The 17,526-nt window shown below is 73.8% G+C and carries 11 protein-coding genes and 1 pseudogene; 2 read left to right on the top strand and 10 right to left on the bottom strand.

Going from position 1 to position 17,526, the window contains the following annotated elements; genetic code table 11:
- Nucleotides 1-186, top strand: a pseudogene (locus AB0N04_RS07480) (ATP-binding protein); the annotation flags it as partial.
- 72 nt (nt 187-258) lie between these two features.
- Here the strand turns inward: AB0N04_RS07480 and cimA are convergent.
- From cimA to AB0N04_RS07460, 4 genes are all read right to left on the bottom strand, one after another.
- On the bottom strand, nt 259-1,863 hold the full coding sequence (cimA, locus tag AB0N04_RS07475; protein ID WP_360204840.1) for a citramalate synthase: 1,605 nt from the start codon (nt 1,861-1,863) through the stop codon (nt 259-261).
- A 351-nt stretch (nt 1,864-2,214) separates the two neighbouring features.
- Nucleotides 2,215-3,327, bottom strand: coding sequence for a branched-chain amino acid aminotransferase (locus tag AB0N04_RS07470; RefSeq protein ID WP_360204837.1), 1,113 nt, complete (start codon nt 3,325-3,327; stop codon nt 2,215-2,217).
- A gap of 243 nt (nt 3,328-3,570) precedes the next feature.
- Nucleotides 3,571-4,608, bottom strand: coding sequence for a 3-isopropylmalate dehydrogenase (locus AB0N04_RS07465; protein WP_360204835.1), 1,038 nt, complete (start codon nt 4,606-4,608; stop codon nt 3,571-3,573).
- Nucleotides 4,609-4,687: 79 nt separating this feature from the next.
- Complete coding sequence (locus tag AB0N04_RS07460) at nt 4,688-5,251, bottom strand: Uma2 family endonuclease (protein WP_360204832.1); 564 nt, start codon at nt 5,249-5,251, stop codon at nt 4,688-4,690.
- 156 nt (nt 5,252-5,407) lie between these two features.
- Between AB0N04_RS07460 and AB0N04_RS07455 the strand changes: the two genes are divergently transcribed.
- A complete protein-coding gene (locus AB0N04_RS07455; protein ID WP_360204829.1) occupies nt 5,408-7,882 on the top strand; it encodes a YfhO family protein in 2,475 nt (824 codons plus the stop codon).
- Between the two features lie 103 nt (nt 7,883-7,985).
- On the opposite strand, the gene AB0N04_RS07450 is transcribed toward AB0N04_RS07455, so the two are convergent.
- From AB0N04_RS07450 to AB0N04_RS07425, 6 genes are all read right to left on the bottom strand, one after another.
- Nucleotides 7,986-11,345, bottom strand: coding sequence for a S8 family serine peptidase (locus tag AB0N04_RS07450; protein WP_360204827.1), 3,360 nt, complete (start codon nt 11,343-11,345; stop codon nt 7,986-7,988).
- A gap of 256 nt (nt 11,346-11,601) precedes the next feature.
- The gene (locus AB0N04_RS07445; protein ID WP_360204824.1) at nt 11,602-11,763 is read right to left on the bottom strand and encodes a hypothetical protein; all 162 of its coding nucleotides are present in this window, start codon (nt 11,761-11,763) and stop codon (nt 11,602-11,604) included.
- 282 nt (nt 11,764-12,045) lie between these two features.
- The gene (gene serA, locus AB0N04_RS07440) at nt 12,046-13,629 is read right to left on the bottom strand and encodes a phosphoglycerate dehydrogenase (protein ID WP_360204821.1); all 1,584 of its coding nucleotides are present in this window, start codon (nt 13,627-13,629) and stop codon (nt 12,046-12,048) included.
- A 229-nt stretch (nt 13,630-13,858) separates the two neighbouring features.
- Nucleotides 13,859-14,857: a ketol-acid reductoisomerase gene (ilvC, locus tag AB0N04_RS07435; protein WP_360204818.1), complete on the bottom strand. Its 999-nt coding sequence runs from the start codon at nt 14,855-14,857 to the stop codon at nt 13,859-13,861.
- 114 nt (nt 14,858-14,971) lie between these two features.
- Nucleotides 14,972-15,496 carry an acetolactate synthase small subunit gene (gene ilvN / locus AB0N04_RS07430; protein ID WP_030302941.1) on the bottom strand — a complete coding sequence of 175 codons (525 nt, stop codon included), beginning with the start codon at nt 15,494-15,496 and terminating at the stop codon, nt 14,972-14,974.
- Nucleotides 15,497-15,572: 76 nt separating this feature from the next.
- Entirely contained in the window at nt 15,573-17,426 is a 1,854-nt protein-coding gene (locus AB0N04_RS07425) for an acetolactate synthase large subunit (RefSeq protein WP_360204813.1), read from the bottom strand.
- Nucleotides 17,427-17,526 lie beyond the last annotated feature (100 nt).

The following is a 17,526-nucleotide window of genomic DNA, read 5'->3' as shown; positions in this document are numbered from 1 at the left end:
CTCCCCTTCGTCGTCGCCCTCAACGGCTTCGACGGACACCAGCCCCACACCCCCGACGAGGTCCGCGAGGCCCTCCAGCTCAGCGCCGACACCCCCGTCATCACCCTCGACGCCCGCCGGCGCGACAGCGCCAAGAGCGCCCTCATCACCCTCGTCGAACACGCCCTCCTCGCCCGCCTCCGCTGAGGCCGGTGAACGGTGCCCGTGGACCCTCCGGCGGAGGGTCCACGGGCCGCGGGCGCGTGGCGCGGGGGCGCGCTACTCGGCCGGGTCCAGGCCGGCCCTGATCAGGCCGTAGGTGTAGGCGTCCTCCAGGGCCAGCCAGGAGGCCGCCACCACGTTGTCGGCCACCCCGACGGTGGACCAGGTGGTGGTGCCGTCGGTGGACTCGATCAGCACCCGGGTCTTGGAGCCGGTGCCGTGCTGGCCCTCCAGGATGCGGACCTTGTAGTCCACCAGCTCGAACCTGGCGAGCTGCGGGAAGGTCCGCTCCAGCGCGGCCCGCAACGCCTGGTCGAGGGCGTTCACCGGGCCGTTGCCCTCACCGGTGGCGATCCGGCGCTCGCCCTTCGCCCACAGCTTCACCGTGGCCTCGTTCCCGGTGAAGCCGTTCGGGCCCTGCTCGCTGATGGTCCGCCAGGACTCCAGGGTGTAGAAGCGGTCGCGGCTGCCGCGCACCTCGTCGCGCAGCAGCAGTTCGAAGGAGGCGTCCGCGGACTCGTAGGTGTAGCCGAGGTTCTCCTGCTCCTTCACCCGGGCGACCACCCGGCCGGCGAGATCCCGGTCGGAGGAGAGGTCGTAGCCGAGCTCCTTGCCCTTGAGCTCGACCGAGGCCCGGCCGGCCATGTCGGAGACCAGCATCCGCATGGTGTTGCCGACCCGCTCGGGGTCGATGTGCTGGTAGAGGTCCGGGTCGACCTTGATCGCGGAGGCGTGCAGGCCCGCCTTGTGCGCGAAGGCCGAGTAGCCCACGTACGGCTGGTGGGTGGAGGGGGTCAGGTTGACCACCTCGGCGATCGCGTGCGAGATCCGGGTCATCTCGGCCAGCCGGCCCTCCGGCAGCACCCGCCGGTCGTGCTTGATCTCCAGCGCCCCGACCACCGGGAACAGGTTGGCGTTGCCGACCCGCTCGCCGTAGCCGTTGGCGGTGCACTGCACGTGGGTCGCGCCGGCGTCCACCGCGGCCAGGGTGTTGGCCACCGCGCAGCCGGTGTCGTCCTGGGCGTGGATGCCCAGCCGGGCCCCGGTGACGGCCAGCACGTCGGCGACGATCTCCCGGACGTCCGAGGGCAGCATCCCGCCGTTGGTGTCGCAGAGCACCACCACGTCCGCCCCGGCCCGGTGCGCGGTGCGGACCACGTCCAGCGCGTAGTCGCGGTTCGCCCGGTAGCCGTCGAAGAAGTGCTCGCAGTCGATGAACACCCGCCGCCCCTGGGCCCGCAGGAACTCCACGCTGTCCCGGACCATCTCCAGGTTCTCGTCCAGGGTGGTGCGCAGCGCCAGCTCCACGTGCCGGTCGTGCGACTTGGCGACCAGCGTGATCACGGGGGCGCCGGAGGCGACCAGTGCGGCCAGCTGCGGGTCCTCCGCGGCCCTGCCGCCGGCCCGGCGGGTGGCCCCGAAGGCGACCAGCCGGGCGTGCCGCAGGTCCAGCTCCGCGGCGGCACGGGCGAAGAACTCGGTGTCGCGCGGGTTCGCCCCGGGCCACCCGCCCTCGATGAAGCCCACCCCGAACTCGTCCAGGTACCGGGCGATGGCCAGCTTGTCCGCCACCGTCAGGTTGATGCCCTCCCGCTGCGCGCCGTCGCGCAGGGTGGTGTCGAACACGTGGAAACTGTCGTCGGTACGGCTGACCTCGGTCATGACCCCTGGTTCTCCGTTTCGGGGAGGTTGTACTGCTCTGCCGGATCTCGAGTCCCGGCTCCACTGTCCAGCATCCCGCGCGCGCCCCGGTGTCCCCGAGCCCCTTGTGGGGGCTCCCGGCCGGTCCGGGGTAAACAAAAAGACCCCTCGCGGGTGCGAGAGGTCTGCGCGCGGGTCTGGACGCTGGTGGTCGCTCCGCATCGGGTCCTGCGGGAGCGGTCACTGCGGACCGGCGCGCCTGCTGCTAATAATCAGCGACAGCGAGGACACGCTGGCAGTCTGGCACAGCCCCCGCGGTCCGGCCCGCCCGTCTCGCGATGCGAAACGCGGCAGGCCGGCGCGGGTGCGGAATCAGACGATCTTGTGCAGCCAGCCGTGGGTGTCGGGGGCCTGGCCGCCCTGGATCGCCAGCAGCGCCCGGCGCAGCTCCATGGTGACCGGGCCGGGCTCGCCGGCGCCGACCGTCCAGTCGGCGGCGGCCGACTTCACCGAGCCGACCGGGGTGATCACGGCGGCGGTGCCGCAGGCGAACACCTCGGTGAGGGTGCCGTCGGCGTTGGCCCGCTGCCACTCGTCGGTGGAGATCTTGCGCTCCTCGACGGCGTAGCCGAGGTCGGCGGCGAGCTGCAGCAGCGAGTCGCGGGTGATGCCGGGCAGCAGGGCGCCGGACAGCTCCGGGGTGACGATCTTCGCGTCCGCGCCCTCGCCGAAGACGAAGTACAGGTTCATGCCGCCCATCTCCTCGACCCACCGGTGCTCGGCGGCGTCGAGCCAGACCACCTGGTCGCAGCCCTTGGCGGCGGCCTCCGCCTGGGCGATCAGCGAGGCGGCGTAGTTGCCGGCGCACTTGGCGGCGCCGGTGCCGCCGGGCGCGGCCCGGACGTACTCCTTGGACAGCCACACCGAGACCGGCTTGACGCCGCCCGGGAAGTAGGCGCCGGCCGGCGAGGCGATGATCATGAACAGGTAGGAGTTGGCCGGCCGGACACCCAGACCGACCTCGGTGGCGAACATGAACGGGCGCAGGTACAGGCTCTGCTCGGGCTCGTTCGGCACCCAGGCCTGCTCCTGCTGGACGAGCAGCTCGACGGCCTCGACGAAGGTCTCCACCGGCAGCTCCGGCATCGCCAGGCGGCGGGCCGAGGCCTGGAAGCGGGCGGCGTTGGCCTCCGGGCGGAAGGTCGCGATGGAGCCGTCGGCCTGGCGGTAGGCCTTGAGGCCCTCGAAGATCGCCTGGCCGTAGTGCAGCGTCATGTTCGCCGGGTCGATCTCCAGCGGCGCGTACGGCGCCAGCTGGGCGTCGTGCCAGCCCACGCCCTCGGTCCAGCGGATGGTGACCATGTGATCGGTGAAGACCCGGCCGAAACCGGGGTTGGCCAGCCGGGCCTCGCGCTCCGCGGCGGGCAGCGGGTGGGCGGAAGGCTTGAGGTCGAACGAGATGGGCGCCTGGGTGGGCGTGCTCATGGCTGTTTCCTTCACCGTGGGGTTGGTTCGGGTCGCCACCGCCGGTGGACGTCACGGCGAACGATCACCGGAACGAACGCACGGCGGCACGACCCACTGTCGATACTCGCATCCAGAGGGCCGTGCCGAACAGTCGCCCGCTCCTTGGGGAGCTGCAAGCTGCGGTTATGCGGTCGGGCCCACCGGGCCGGACCTTGTCGGACCCGGCTCGTCGGCCGGACTCCGTCCTTCGGATCCGGCCCGTCAGCCGGCTACTCGGTCGGCGAGCGCGTCGCCGACCTCGGAGGTGCTGCGGGTGCCGGTGCGCTCGGCCAGGTCCGCGGCGACGGCGGCCTCCACGCGGGCCGCCTCCGCGGCGAAGCCCAGGTGCTCCAGCAGCATGGCGACCGACAGCACGGTGGCCGTCGGGTCGGCCTTGCCCTGGCCGGCGATGTCCGGCGCCGAACCGTGCACCGGCTCGAACATCGACGGGAACTCGCCGCTCGGGTTGATGTTGCCGCTCGCGGCCAGGCCGATCCCGCCGGTCACGGCGGCGGCCAGGTCGGTCAGGATGTCGCCGAACAGGTTGTCGGTGACGATGACGTCGAAGCGTTCCGGCTGGGTGACGAAGAAGATCGTCGCCGCGTCGACGTGCAGGTAGTCGGTGGTGACCTCGGGGAACTCCTCGCCGACCGCGGCGAAGATCCGCGACCACAGGTGCCCGGCGTGCACCAGCACGTTGTTCTTGTGCACCAGGGTGAGCTTCTTGCGCGGCCGCGCCTGGGCCCGGCGGTAGGCGTCGCGCACCACGCGCTCGATGCCGAAGGCGGTGTTGAGGCTGACCTCGGTGGCCACCTCCTGCTCCGTCCCGGTGCGCAGCGAACCGCCGTTGCCCACGTACGGGCCCTCGGTGCCCTCGCGGACCACCACGAAGTCGATGTCCGGCTCGCCCGCCAGCGGGGACTTCACCCCGGGGAACAGCCGGCCGGGGCGCAGGTTGATGTGGTGGTCGAAGGCGAAGCGCAGCTTCAGCAGCAGCCCCCGCTCCAGCACGCCCGACGGCACGCTCGGGTCGCCGATGGCGCCCAGCAGGATCGCGTCGTGGGACTTCAGCTCCGCCAGCACGGAGTCCGGCAGCGTCTCCCCGGTCCGGTGGTAGCGCCGGGCCCCGAGGTCGTACTCGGTGGTCTCCAGCTTGACGTCGGCGGGAAGCACCGCGCCCAGGACCTTCAGACCTTCGGCCACCACTTCCTGGCCGATGCCGTCACCCGGGACTACTGCGAGACGAATCGTGCGAGACATGCTCGGACCCTACTCCGCCGTCCCAGGGGCTGACACCTGGCGTCCACCATCCGGACGCGCCGGGCCGGGACGGGCCGGCTCAGGTCAGGTCGACCTCGACCGGGAACGGGCGCTCGACCTTCAGCTGCTTGTGGTGGATGCCGGTCAGCCCATAGCCCCTGGTCGCCGGGTCCAGCTCGTACGTGTGGACGACCGGGCGGCCCTCGTCGCACTCGACGCGCCAGAAGTGGCGGATGCCGGCTGCCGCGTACTTGCGCGGCTTGGTCTCACGGTCACGCTCGCGGGACTCCTCCGAAACGACCTCGACCGCCAGCAGGACGTGCTCGGCGGAAAAGCCCGTCTGGCGGTAACCGGTGTCCGAGTCCTCGTGGACCACGAGGATGTCCGGCTCCGGCCGGTTCCTCCGGTCCAGGGTGACCGTCATTTCCGGCCACACCTCCCAACCCGCCGGAACCGCCTTCTCCAGCCCACGCTCCAGCATGCGCTTCGCCCGAACATGGAACTTCGTCTGCGGACTCACGAAGATCAGGCTCCCGTCGAGCAGTTCGGTGTGCGGCGGGAGATCAGGCAGCCGGTCGAGATCCTCTGCGGTGTAGCCGCCGACAGGAGGCCGGATCCAGTCGGGGTACGGCGAGATGCTCATGGTTCCTCCCATACGGGCATCCTGGCGGCGCTCCCAGGCTACTTGGCAAGGCCGTCCGGAACGCCACCCCTTCGAAGGAGCGCGTACGTCGTTTTCCGCGCCGGGGGCGCAATGATGGTGGCGGATCCGGGGTCACTGGCAGAACGGGGCGCGTGCGTGAGGGCCGAGCGGCGGCGGGAGGTGCTGGTCTGCGGGGGTGCGGCGGGGCTGGCGGCGGGCGGGTACGCGCTCGCCGCAGGACTGCACGGGGCGTGGCCGACCGGAGCCGGCGAGGTCGCCGTGCCGTACCACGCGCACCTGTGGGACCTGCTGCACGGCCGGGCCGCCGGGGACCTGCTGTTCAACTGGAACAGCGGCTACGGCGTGCCGTTCCTGGCCGACTTCTTCGCCTACCTGATGAACCCGTTCTCCTGGCCCACGGCGCTCCTCCCCCGCGACCAGGGGCGGCTCGCCGTGTTCCTGGTCGTGCTGGCCAGCATCGGTCTGGGCACCGCCCTGATGGCCCACCTGCTGGGCCGGCTGCACACCGGCCCGCACTGGCTGCGGGCGCTCGCCGCCGTCGGCTACGGGCTCTGCGCCTGGGTGCTGGACGTGGGCGGGGCGGCGCCGATGTGGCTCTGGGGGCTGGTCTCGCTGCCGCTGCTGGGCCTGGCCGCCGACTGGTGCCTGCACGAGCGGCGCTGGGTGGCCGGCTCGCTGTGCGTCACCCTCGCCTGGGCCGGCAACCTGTACACCGCCGCGCTGGCCACCCTGGCGGCCGGCCTGTTGCTGGCCGTCCGGCTGTTCACCGCCCCGCGGCCGCTGCGGCAGCGGGTCCGGGTCACCGGGCGCGCGGTCACCATGGCCACCGTCGGGATCCTGCTCGCCGCGCCCGTGCTGTTCGTCGCCGTCCGCGCCGCGCACACCGCCCAGCCGGAGTCCCCGGTGCAGCCGCTCGGCCCGTCGGGGCTCGGCGGGCACCTGGCGCAGCTGCTGCCGGCCGCCCACGGCGGTCTGCCGCTGCCGGACGTCGCGATCGGCGTGCTGGGGCTGCTGCTGGTGTGCGGGCTGCCGTTCAACCGGCGGGTCCGGGTGCGGGAGCGGGCGGTGTGGTGCGGGGCGCTGGTGCTGGTGGGGCTCGGCTTCGTGTGGACCCCGACGGTGCTGGTCTGGCACGGCCTGGCGATCCCGGCCGGCGGGCCGTACCGGGTGGCGTTCGTGCTGAGCGGCCTGCTGGTGCTGGCGGGCTGGGTGTCGCTGGCGCACCGGCCGGACGGGGTGACCCTGCTGGGCGGCGCCGCGGTGGTCGCGCTGATCGCCGGGCTGGCGGCGGGCCGGCACTCGGTGCGCGCCTCGACCTGGCTGCTGCTGGCCGTCGGCGGTGCCGTGGTGCTGGCCGCGCTCCGGGTCCTCGACCGCCGGCACGCCGACCGCCGGGCGGGCGCCGTGGCCACCTGGGTGCTGGGGGGCGCGGTGCTCGGCAACGCGGTCTGGTCCGGGTACGCGGCGCTGGGCGCCGTCCCGCCCGGGGGCGCCCCGGAGTCCGCCGTCCGGGCCGGGTACGCGGCGGTGCGGGGCGCCGCCGACTGGCCGCTGGGCCGCAGCGACCCGGGGCCGCACGCCTTCACCACCAACGACCCGCTGCTGCTCGACGGGCAGGGCGGCGGCTACTTCAGCGGCTACCTGCCGACGGTCGTCGCCCTGCTGCTGCACGACCTGGGCGCGGGCTGGACGGCCGGCGGCCGGCAGACGGCCAGCGTCACCGACCCGGTCGGGCAGGCGCTGTTCGCCGTCCGCGCGCACCTCGACGACGGGCCGCCCCCGGACGGCTTCGTCCAGGGCCGGGCCGCCGCGCCGCCGCTGGTCACGGTGCTACCGCCGGGCGCCCGGACGGACACCGGCTCGGTCTGGTCCCGGCAGGAGTCGCTGCTCGGGGAGCGGGTGTACGAGGCCCCGCTGCCCGTCCCGGCGGGCGGCCCGGCACCCACCCTGCACGGCAGCAGCGGCTGGTCGCTGCCCGGCGGCGCCGAGGGCACGGTCCTCACCGTGGCCTGCACCCCGGGCGGGACGGCCTACTTCCACGGCGTCTGGTACCGGGGCACGGTCAGCGGCCTCGGGACGACCTTCGAGAGCGACGGCGAGCAGCCCACCACCGCCGTCGCCGTCCACCGGCTGGGGCCGGTCCCGGCCGACGGGACGGTCCGGGTGACGCTGCGCTCCGACACGGTGAGCCAGCTCCCCGCCCGGCCGGTCGGATGCCTGCGGGCCGGCGCCCTGGAGGCGGCCGTCGCCCGGCTGACCGCCACCGGTGCCACCCGGGTGACGGCGGGCGGGCACACGCTGTCCGCGGCCCTCCCGGCCGGGTCGACGGGCACCGCGCTGGTCTCCGTCGCGGCCACCGACGGGTGGGGCTGCGCGGCCGGCGGCGGTCCGCGGGTGGCACCGACGCCGGTCCTCGGCATGATCGGCGTCCCGCTGGGCGGCGGCGCCGACCGGGTGGACTGCTCCTTCCGCCCGCCCGGTCTCACCGAGGGCCTCACCGTGGCCTCCGGCACCGCCGGCCTGCTGGCGCTGGTGCTCGTCTTCGCCCGTCTGACGCACCGGCCCGCGCGCCCGTCCCGCGGCGCCCGGCGGCGGGCCGCCGCGGGCTGACCGGACGGCCTGGGCGAACGTCCGACGGGCCGCGGCGGCGGGGGACCACACGGAGGGGCGGTCCCGCCACCCGGCGGGACCGCCCCTCCACGGTGTCCGGTCGTCAGGGGAGGGCGATCACCTGCCCGCGGCGGTCCGCCGGGTTGAGGTGGTGCAGCAGGAGCAGCCGGGACCGGTCGCCCACGGCGCGGTGGACGGCGAGCACGGTTCCGGAGTGGACGGGGGCGGCGAGGGCGACCGGTCCGGTGGTGCCGACGTGGACGTCCAGCGCGGGGTGCAGGACGTCGATGGCCACGGTGGGGCGGGTGCCGCGCAGCCCGACGGCCGAGTAGGCCTCCGCCGGGTCGGGCTTCCCGGGGCCGGCGGCGCCCGTCCAGACGCCGTAGTGGACGGTGCTGTGGCCCTCCCGGACGCCGGGGAGCACGCTCAGCCGGACGGGGAGCACCAGGACGTCGCTGTCCAGCAGGTCGGTGTCGGTGTCGCCCCAGTGGGCGTCGAGCGGCTGGACGTCGAGTTCGGCACCGGTGCGGGCGTCCAGGGCGCGGGAGACCAGGACGTCGCTGCCGCGCTGCCGGTCGGCCTTGAGGATGACGTCGGTGGTGCCGTCCCCGTCGGTGTCGAGGGAGGCCCGGACGCCGAAGAGCCCGACCGGGGTGGCGGCGGGGGCCCAGAGCCTGGCGCCGACGTAGAACAGGTCGGGGGTGGCGCCGGCCCCGACGGCCCGCAGGTTGGCGACCCGTTCGCCGGGGTGTTCGACGCAGACGTCCTGCGCCGGGTAGGCCGCCTCGGTGGCCTCCTCGGGCCCGATGCCGGCGCCCGGTCCGGCGGCCGCGCCGCTGCCGGACGGGCAGTCGGCCCAGCGGGCTCCCTCGCCGCCGAGGGCGAGCGCGGTGACGAGTCCGGGCCGGTTCCCGGGGGCGTCGCTGCCGGCGACCGCGAGCAGGGTGCCGTCCCGGGTGGTGCGGGCGGCGGTGGTGGCCGCGTGGTCGGTGGCGGCGCGCGGCGCGGCGAGCACCGGGACCCGCAGTTCCGGCAGGGCCGGGTCGGTGACGGGGGTGAGCAGGACGCGGCCGGAGAGCTCGCCGCGGTAGCTGCGGGCCAGGCCGCCCTGCACGGTGTCCAGGGTGGGGTCGGGGGTCCGGCCCAGCTCGCCCGGGACGGACAGCGTCACCCGGATCCGCGCCGTCCCGCCGGCCGGGACGTCCACCCGGGCGGGCGTCACCTCGAAGGCGGCGCCGGGCAGTTCGGTGGCGGCCGCGTAGCCGGTGCGGTAGCTCAGCGGCCGGTCGGCGTGGTTGCTGACCTCGATCTCGCGGTCGAGGGCGGTCGGCCCGCCGATCTCGACCGGTCCGAAGGAGACGCCGACGGCGCCCTCGGGCGCCCCCTCGCCGGTCGCGTAGGCGACGACGGGGGTCCGCACGGCGCGGTCGGCCTGGGCGCGCCCGGCGCCGGTGCGCTCGGGGCCGTACACCGGCCCGCCGTGGTCGTCGCCGAGCCAGGTGTCGACGCTGGTGTTCATCAGCGCGGCCTTGAGCTGCTCGACCGGCCAGTCGGGGTGCACCGCGCGGACCAGCGCGGCGAGGCCGGCGACGTGGGGGGTGGCCATCGAGGTGCCGTCCTCGCGCTGACCGCCGCTGCCGCTGCCGACGAGGGCGGACCAGATGGTCTCGCCGGGGGCGGCGAGGTCCGGCTTGACCAGGCCGGGCACGCCGATGCCGCGGGAGGTGAAGTCGGTCAGGGTGTCGGTGCGGCCCGGCTGGTCCTGGGAGACGGAGCCGTGCAGCGGGTTGCCGGGAGCGGCGAGCCGGATCCGGACGGGGCCCGCGGCGGCGGCCTGCCGGAGCCGTTCGCCGTCGGCGCGGGCCAGCAGGGCGGCCGGGATCCGCTCGTTCCCGGCGATCTCGGCGAGGTGGTCGGTGTCGGCGGCGTAGAGGACGCCGATGGCGCCGGCGTCGGCGGCGTGGTCGGCGCGCGGGCCGGAGTTGCAGGCCCGGTCGGGCTCGCGGGTGCGCCAGGTGAGGACGGCGACGCGGCCCTCCAGGCGCTGCCGGTCGGCCTCGCTGAAGGCGGCGCAGCCGTCGGACTGGTCGGCGGGCAGCCCGAGCAGGCCGCTGACGTCGGCGGTGGCCCAGCCCTGGTAGCGCTCGCTCCAGTGGGCGGGGACGACGCCGGCGAGGTCGGCGGGGGCGAGCACGGTGAGGCCGTCGGCGTCGCTGTGCGGGTCGACGGAGGCGGCGACGGCGACGGCCCGGGCGGCGGTGCCGGGGCTGCCGCCGACGCCGTAGACGTCGCCGTCGTTGCCGGCCGCGGCCACCACGACGGTGCCGAGGGCGGCGAGCCGGTCGACGGCGAGGGCGTCGGTGTCGTCGGGGTTGCCGAAGTGGCTGCCCAGGGAGAGGTTGACGACGTCGAGGCGGTCGGTGAGGTCGCCGTCGCCGTTCGGGTCGGCGGCGAGGTCGAGGGCCTGGGCGAGGCGGTCGGTGGAGCCCGCGCAGCCGAAGACCCGGATCGCGTAGAGCTGGGCGCCGGGGGCGGCGCCCGGGCCGATCCTGAAGCCGGCCGGGTCGAGCCCCGGCCGGTAGGGGCCGGTGTACGGGCGGCCGTCGGCGGTGACGCCGTACCCGGCGGCGGTGCCGGCGACGTGGGTGCCGTGCCCGTTGCGGTCGCAGTCGATCGGGTTGTCGCTGGGGTGCGGGACGGGCTGGTGGTTCGGGGAGGACGGGTCGGGGTCGTAGTCGTCGCCGACGAGGTCCTTGCCGCCGACCACCTTGGCGTTGGGGAAGAGCTCGGGCGGCGCGGGCTTCCCGCGTTCGACGGAGCGGAAGGCGGCCTCGGTGCCGGGGCCGCCGAAGTCGGCGTGGGTGTAGTCGATGCCGCTGTCGACGATCCCGATCCGCACCCCCCGGCCGGTGGTCCCGGCGGCGCCGGCCTGGTCACCGCCGGCTCCGGCCCAGACCTGCGGGGCGCCGGTGAGCGGCACGGAGTGCGCGTTGTCCCGCTGCTTGCGGACGATCGGGTGGACGGCCAGCACGCCGGGCAGCGCGCGCAGGGCGGGCAGCCGGCCGGCGGGCACGTCGACGGCGAGGCCGGTGAGCAGGGTGCGGGTGCGGTAGAGCTCCCGGGTGGCGGGTGCCGCGCGGTGCACGGCGGCGGCGGCGCGGTCGAGGGCCTCGGCGGCCCTGGCCTGCTGGGCGGCTCCGGCGTCGGCGGCCTCGCGGCGGACGGCCTCCGGGGAGCGCCGGGCCCGGCGGGCTCCGTCGGCGGCGCGCCGCCAGGCGGGGCCGGCCGCCTCGGTGGTGAGTTCGAGCAGGACGGAGGCGGTTCGCCCGGCTCCGGCGGGCGCCGTCGGGGGGTGCGGCGGGCCGCCGGAGGCCGGGGCGGCGGCGAGCGCCGCGGTCCCGGCCAGCAGGGCGAGGGTGAGGCCGATCCTGGCGACGGTTCGGCGGACGGGTGGCAGGCGCACTGGGCCCTCTCCCCCGGGAGGGGGACTGATCCGCACACCGTGTCGCTGACGCCCGCCCGCGCGGCCGTCGATCACCCTTCCGGGGGCCCCAAATTAGGATGATCGCGCCGGGCGGGGCGAGCAACTTCCCCCGGACGGAGGCCGGTTGCACTCGACCGGGTGAACCGGCGTCAGCCCGGGCGGCCCATTAGGCGGATGAACGCCGACGGCCGCCCGGCCCGGCGGGGCGATCCCGCCGGAGGGCCGGCCCGACCCGTCAGAGGTGGCCGGTCACGCCGCCGTTGTCGCGGCGGTCCAGCGAGCGCTGCAGCGCGGCGGCGGCGAAGGAGTTCCGCTCGGCGGTCCGGCGGCGGCGCGGGGCGCGGACGGGGGTGGCGGCGGGGGCGGGGGCGGCGTGGCGGTCTGCGGTGGTAGGCATACCGGGCTCCTTGGGGGCATGCGTGCAGGGGCACGCAGAGGGTTGGGGAGGGGTACGCGCGGAGCAGGGGTCTCCTGCCGTGGGGGCGCACGCGCACACGGGCCGCGCGCCCTGGCTACAGGGGCGGCACATCGTGTGGCTCTTCCACGGTACGACCAGGTCGGGGCCGTGTCTGCACGAATACTTGGATTTCCTAGTATCTGAGACGCGGCTCACCCCGAGGAACGCAGCGGGGCCCGGACCGCCGGCGAACGGCGGTCCGGGCCCCGTGGGCCTTCGGGCTCAGGCGCCCAGGTCGACCGAGCGGGCGAAGCGGGCGCCGATCTCGGCGGCGATCGCCGACAGCACGTCCTGCGGGATCTGGCTGTCCACGGTGATGGAGGCGAGCGCGCCGCCGCCGTCCCGCGCCACCTGCATGCCGGCGATGTTCACGCCGGCGTCGCCGAGGTGGCGGCCGAGCACGCCGACCACGCCCGGGCGGTCCTCGTACTTGAAGAACGCCATGTGGTCGGTGAGCGCGACGTCCACGTCGAAGGCGTCCACGCCGACGATCTTCTGGGTCTGCTTCGGGCCCGCCAGCGTGCCGGAGATGGCGATCTCCTCGCCGTTCGCGAGCGTGCCGCGGACGGTGATCACGTTGCGGTGCTCGGGGCTCTCGCTGGAGGTGGTCAGGCGGACCTCGACGCCGCGCTCCTGGGCGAACAGCGGGGCGTTGACGTAGGACACCGTCTCCGCCACCACGTCCTCGAACACGCCCTTCAGCGCCGACAGTTCGAGCACCTTGACGTCGTGCTGGGTGATCTCGCCGCGGACCTCGACGTCGAGCCGGACGGCCACCTCGCCGGCCAGCGCGGTGAAGATCCGGCCGAGCTTCTCGGCGAGCGGCAGGCCCGGGCGCACGTCCTCGGCGATCACGCCGCCCTGGACGTTGACGGCGTCCGGTACCAGCTCGCCGGCGAGCGCGAGGCGCACCGACTTGGCGACGGCGATGCCGGCCTTCTCCTGGGCCTCGTCGGTGGAGGCGCCCAGGTGCGGGGTGGCGACCACGTTGTCGAAGGCGAACAGCGGGGAGTCGGTGCACGGCTCCTTGGCGTACACGTCCAGGCCGGCGCCGGCCACCCGGCCGTCGCGCAGGGCGCTGGCGAGCGCCTCCTCGTCGACGATGCCGCCGCGGGCGGCGTTGACGATGCGCACGGTCGGCTTGACCTTGTGCAGCGCCTCGTCGCCGATCAGGCCGATCGTCTCGGGGGTCTTGGGGAGGTGGACGGTGATGAAGTCCGAGACCTCGAGCAGCTCCTCGAGGGTGACCAGCTTGACGCCCATCTGGGCGGCGCGGGCGGCCTGGATGTAGGGGTCGTACGCGACGATCTTCATGCCGAAGGCCGACATCCGCTGCGCGACCAGGACGCCGATCCGGCCGAGGCCGACCACGCCGAGGGTCTTCTCGCTCAGCTCGACGCCGGTGTACTTGTTGCGCTTCCACTCGCCCTGCTTCAGCGCGGCGTTGGCCGGGGCGATGTTGCGGGCGACGGAGATCAGCAGGCCGCAGGCGAGCTCGGCGGCGGTGACGATGTTGGAGGTCGGCGCGTTGACGACCATCACGCCGGCCTTGGTGGCGGCGGAGACGTCCACGTTGTCCAGGCCGACGCCGGCCCGGGCGACCACCTTGAGCTTGCGGGCGGCGGCCAGCGCCTCGGCGTCGACCTTCGTCGCGGAGCGGATCAGGATCGCGTCGACGTCGGCGATCGCGGTGAGCAGCTCGGTGCGGTCGGCACCGTTGCAGTGGCGGATCTCGAAGTCGGGACCGAGGGCGTCGACGGTGGCGGGCGACAGCTCTTCGGCGATCAGAACGACGGATTTGCTCACGACAGTGTGTCCTTAACTGTCCGGTTCTCCCCGGCACGGAGGTGGCGTGGAGGCGGGGGGAAGGTGGCATGCCGCGTAGGTAGACGCACGACGCTGTGGGCCTGACGCGCACTCGGAAGTGTATCGACGGGCTGGGTACCAGGCTGCTCCCGTCCGGCGAAATCACCCGGACGGGAGCAGCCTACTTGTACAAGGGAGTTGCGGAACGGGAGCGGACTCCCGCGCGGGGTCAGGCCTTCTCGTTGACCCAGCTCATCAGCGAGCGCAGCTTCTTGCCGGTGGTCTCCAGCAGGTGGTCCTCGTCGGCCTTCTTGTACTCGTTGTACTTGGGCAGACCGGCCTTGTACTCGGCGATCCAGGTGTTGGCGAAGGTGCCGTCCTGGATCTCGGCGAGGACCTTCTTCATCTCGGCCTTGGTGTCGGCGGTGATGATCCGCGGGCCGGTGACGTAGTCGCCCCACTCGGCGGTCTCGGAGACCGACCAGCGCATCTTCTCCAGGCCGCCCTCGTACATCAGGTCGACGATGAGCTTCAGCTCGTGCAGGCACTCGAAGTAGGCGATCTCCGGCTGGTAGCCGGCCTCGACCAGGGTCTCGAACCCGGCCTTCACCAGGGCGGCGGTGCCACCGCAGAGGACGGCCTGCTCACCGAACAGGTCGGTCTCGGTCTCCTCGGTGAAGGTGGTCTTGATGACGCCGGCCTTGGTGGCGCCCAGGCCCTTGGCGTAGGACAGCGCGAGGGCGAAGGCGTTGCCCGAGGCGTCCTGCTCGACGGCGACGATCGCGGGGACGCCGCGGCCCTCCTCGTACTGGCGGCGGACCAGGTGGCCCGGGCCCTTCGGGGCGACCATGCAGACGTCGACGTCCGCCGGGGGCTTGATGAAGCCGAAGCGGATGTTCAGGCCGTGGCCGAAGAACAGGGCGTCGCCGGACTTCAGGTGCGGGGCGATGTCCGCCTCGTAGACGTCGGCCTGGATCGGGTCCGGCACCAGGATCATGATGACGTCGGCCTCGGCGGCGGCCTCGGCCGGGGTGACGACGCGCAGGCCGGCCTCCTCCGCCTTGGCGCGGGACTTGGACTCGGGCTTCAGGCCGACGCGGACGTCGGCGCCGGAGTCGCGCAGGGACAGCGCGTGGGCGTGGCCCTGGCTCCCGTAGCCGATGACCGCGACCTTGCGGCCCTGGATGATGGACAGGTCGGCGTCGTCTTCGTAGAACAGCTCGGCCACGGGGGCACATCTCCTTGCGTGGTGGTTGCCGGGTGCGCACTACCTACGGTAGGCGCACCGGCGGGGGTGTGGGGTTGCGCTTCAGCTGGTGAGACGGCCCGCGTCTCGGGGGTTTCAGGCGCTGCGGTCGAGGGCGCGCAGCGAGCGGTCCGTGATCGAACGGGCGCCGCGCCCGATGGCGACCAGGCCGGACTGGACCAACTCCTTGATGCCGTAAGGCTCCAGCATCCGGAGCATGGCCTCCAGCTTGTCCGAGCTGCCGGTGGCCTCGATGGTCACCGCGTCGGGGGACACGTCGACGGTCTTGGCACGGAACAGCTGGACGATCTCGACGATCTGCGACCGGGTCTCGTTGTCGGCGCGGACCTTCACCAGGACCAGTTCCCGCTGGATCGCAGCGGACTGGTCGAGCTCGACGATCTTTATCACGTTCACGAGCTTGTTGAGCTGCTTGGTGACCTGTTCCAGCGGGAGGTCCTCGACGTTGACCACGATGGTCATCCGGGACACGTCCGGGTGCTCGGTCGGGCCGACGGCGAGGGAGTCGATGTTGAAGCCCCGACGGGAGAACAGCGCGGCGATGCGGGCGAGCACGCCTGGCTTGTTCTCGACCAGGACGGAGAGGGTGTGCTTGGACATGGGGTTCCTCAGTCGTTCCCAGAGGGGCCCGGCGTAGCCGGACGAACGAAGGGTGGGGTCGGGTGGCGGGGCGGGCTCAGTCGAGGTCGTCGCCGAAGTCGGGCCTCACGCCCTTGGCGAACTGGATCTCGTCGTTGCTGGTGCCCGCCGCGACCATCGGCCAGACCATGGCGTCCTGGTGGACGATGAAGTCGATGACGACCGGGCGGTCGTTGATCTCCATCGCCTGCTTGATCACCGCGTCCAGGTCCTCGGGGCGCTCGCAGCGCAGACCGACGCACCCCATCGCCTCGGACAGCAGGACGAAATCGGGGATCCGGGTGCCCTGGGCCGGCGGCTCGATGCCGTCGTGGTCGGGGCCGGAGTGCAGCACGGTGTTGGAGTAGCGCTGGTTGTAGAACAGCGTCTGCCACTGGCGGACCATGCCGAGCGAGCCGTTGTTGATGACCGCGACCTTGATCGGGATGCCGTTCAGGGCGCAGGTGACCAGCTCCTGGTTGGTCATCTGGAAGCAGCCGTCGCCGTCGATGGCCCAGACCGTGGCCTCCGGCCGGCCGGCCTTGGCGCCCATCGCCGCCGGGACGGCGTAGCCCATGGTCCCCGCGCCGCCCGAGTTCAGCCAGGTGCCCGGCTTCTCGAACCGGATGAACTGCGAGCTCCACATCTGGTGCTGGCCGACGCCCGCCGCGTAGATCGCGTCCGGGCCGACCAGCCGGCCGATCCGCTCGATGACCTGCTGCGGGGAGAGCTGGCCGCCGGGGGCCTCCTCGTAGCCCAGCGGGTAGGTCTTCTTCCACTCGTCGAGCTTCTCCCACCACTCGGCGTAGTCGCCCTTGTGGCCGGCGTCGAACTCGGCCTGGACGGCCACGATCAGGTCGGCCAGCACCTCGCGGGCGTCGCCGACGATCGGCACGTCGGCCGGGCGGTTCTTGCCGATCTCGGCCGGGTCGATGTCCGCGTGGACGACCTTGGCGTACGGGGCGAAGCTGTCCAGCTTGCCGGTGACGCGGTCGTCGAAGCGGGCGCCGAGGGTGAACAGCAGGTCGGCCTTCTGCAGCGCGGTGACCGCCGGGACGGTGCCGTGCATGCCGGGCATGCCGAGGTGCTGCGGGTGGCTGTCGGGGAAGGCGCCGAGGGCCATCAGGGTGGTGACCACGGGGGCGCCGGTCAGCTCGGCGAGGATCCGCAGCTCGGCGGTGGCCTGCGCCTTGATGACGCCGCCGCCGACGTACAGCACCGGGCGCTTGGCGCTCACCAGCATCTTCGCGGCCTCGCGGATCTGCTTGGCGTGCGGCTTGGTGACCGGGCGGTAGCCGGGCAGCGAGGTCTCCACCGGCCAGCGGAAGGTGGTGGTGGCCTGCAGCGCGTCCTTGGCGATGTCGACCAGGACCGGCCCGGGGCGGCCGGTGGCGGCGATGTGGAACGCCTCGGCGATCACCCGGGGGATCTCGGCCGGGTCGGTGACCAGGTAGTTGTGCTTGGTGATCGGCATCGTGATGCCGCAGATGTCCGCCTCCTGGAAGGCGTCGGTGCCGATCGCCTTGGAGGCGACCTGGCCGGTGATCGCGACGACGGGCACCGAGTCCATGTAGGCGTCGGCGATCGGGGTCACCAGGTTGGTCGCCCCGGGGCCGGAGGTCGCCATGCAGACCCCGACCCGGCCGGTGGCCTGGGCGTATCCGGTGGCGGCGTGCCCGGCACCCTGCTCGTGCCGGACCAGGATGTGGCGCACCTTGGCGGAGTCCATCAGCGGGTCGTACGCGGGAAGGATGGCCCCGCCCGGGATGCCGAAGACGGTGTCCGCGCCCACGGCCTCCAGCGAGCGGATGAGCGACTGGGCGCCGGTCATGGTCTCGACGACGTGCTGGGGAGCGGGAGCGTGGGCGGCCGGGTTGTCCCCGCGGCGGGGGGATGCGGCGTGCTCGGTCATCTGCCTGTCTCTTCTCGGGTTTTTGCCGGCCCGGTGGCTGCGGGCCCCGGTGGTACGAGGGTGGGGTCCCGGTTCCGGGCCGATCGCCGGCTCTGCCTCA

The organism is Kitasatospora sp. NPDC051702, from assembly GCF_040681575.1.
Lineage (GTDB): Bacteria > Actinomycetota > Actinomycetes > Streptomycetales > Streptomycetaceae > Kitasatospora.
Note: the sequence above shows the minus strand (reverse complement) of the source record. Positions and strands in the feature narration are given on the sequence as shown.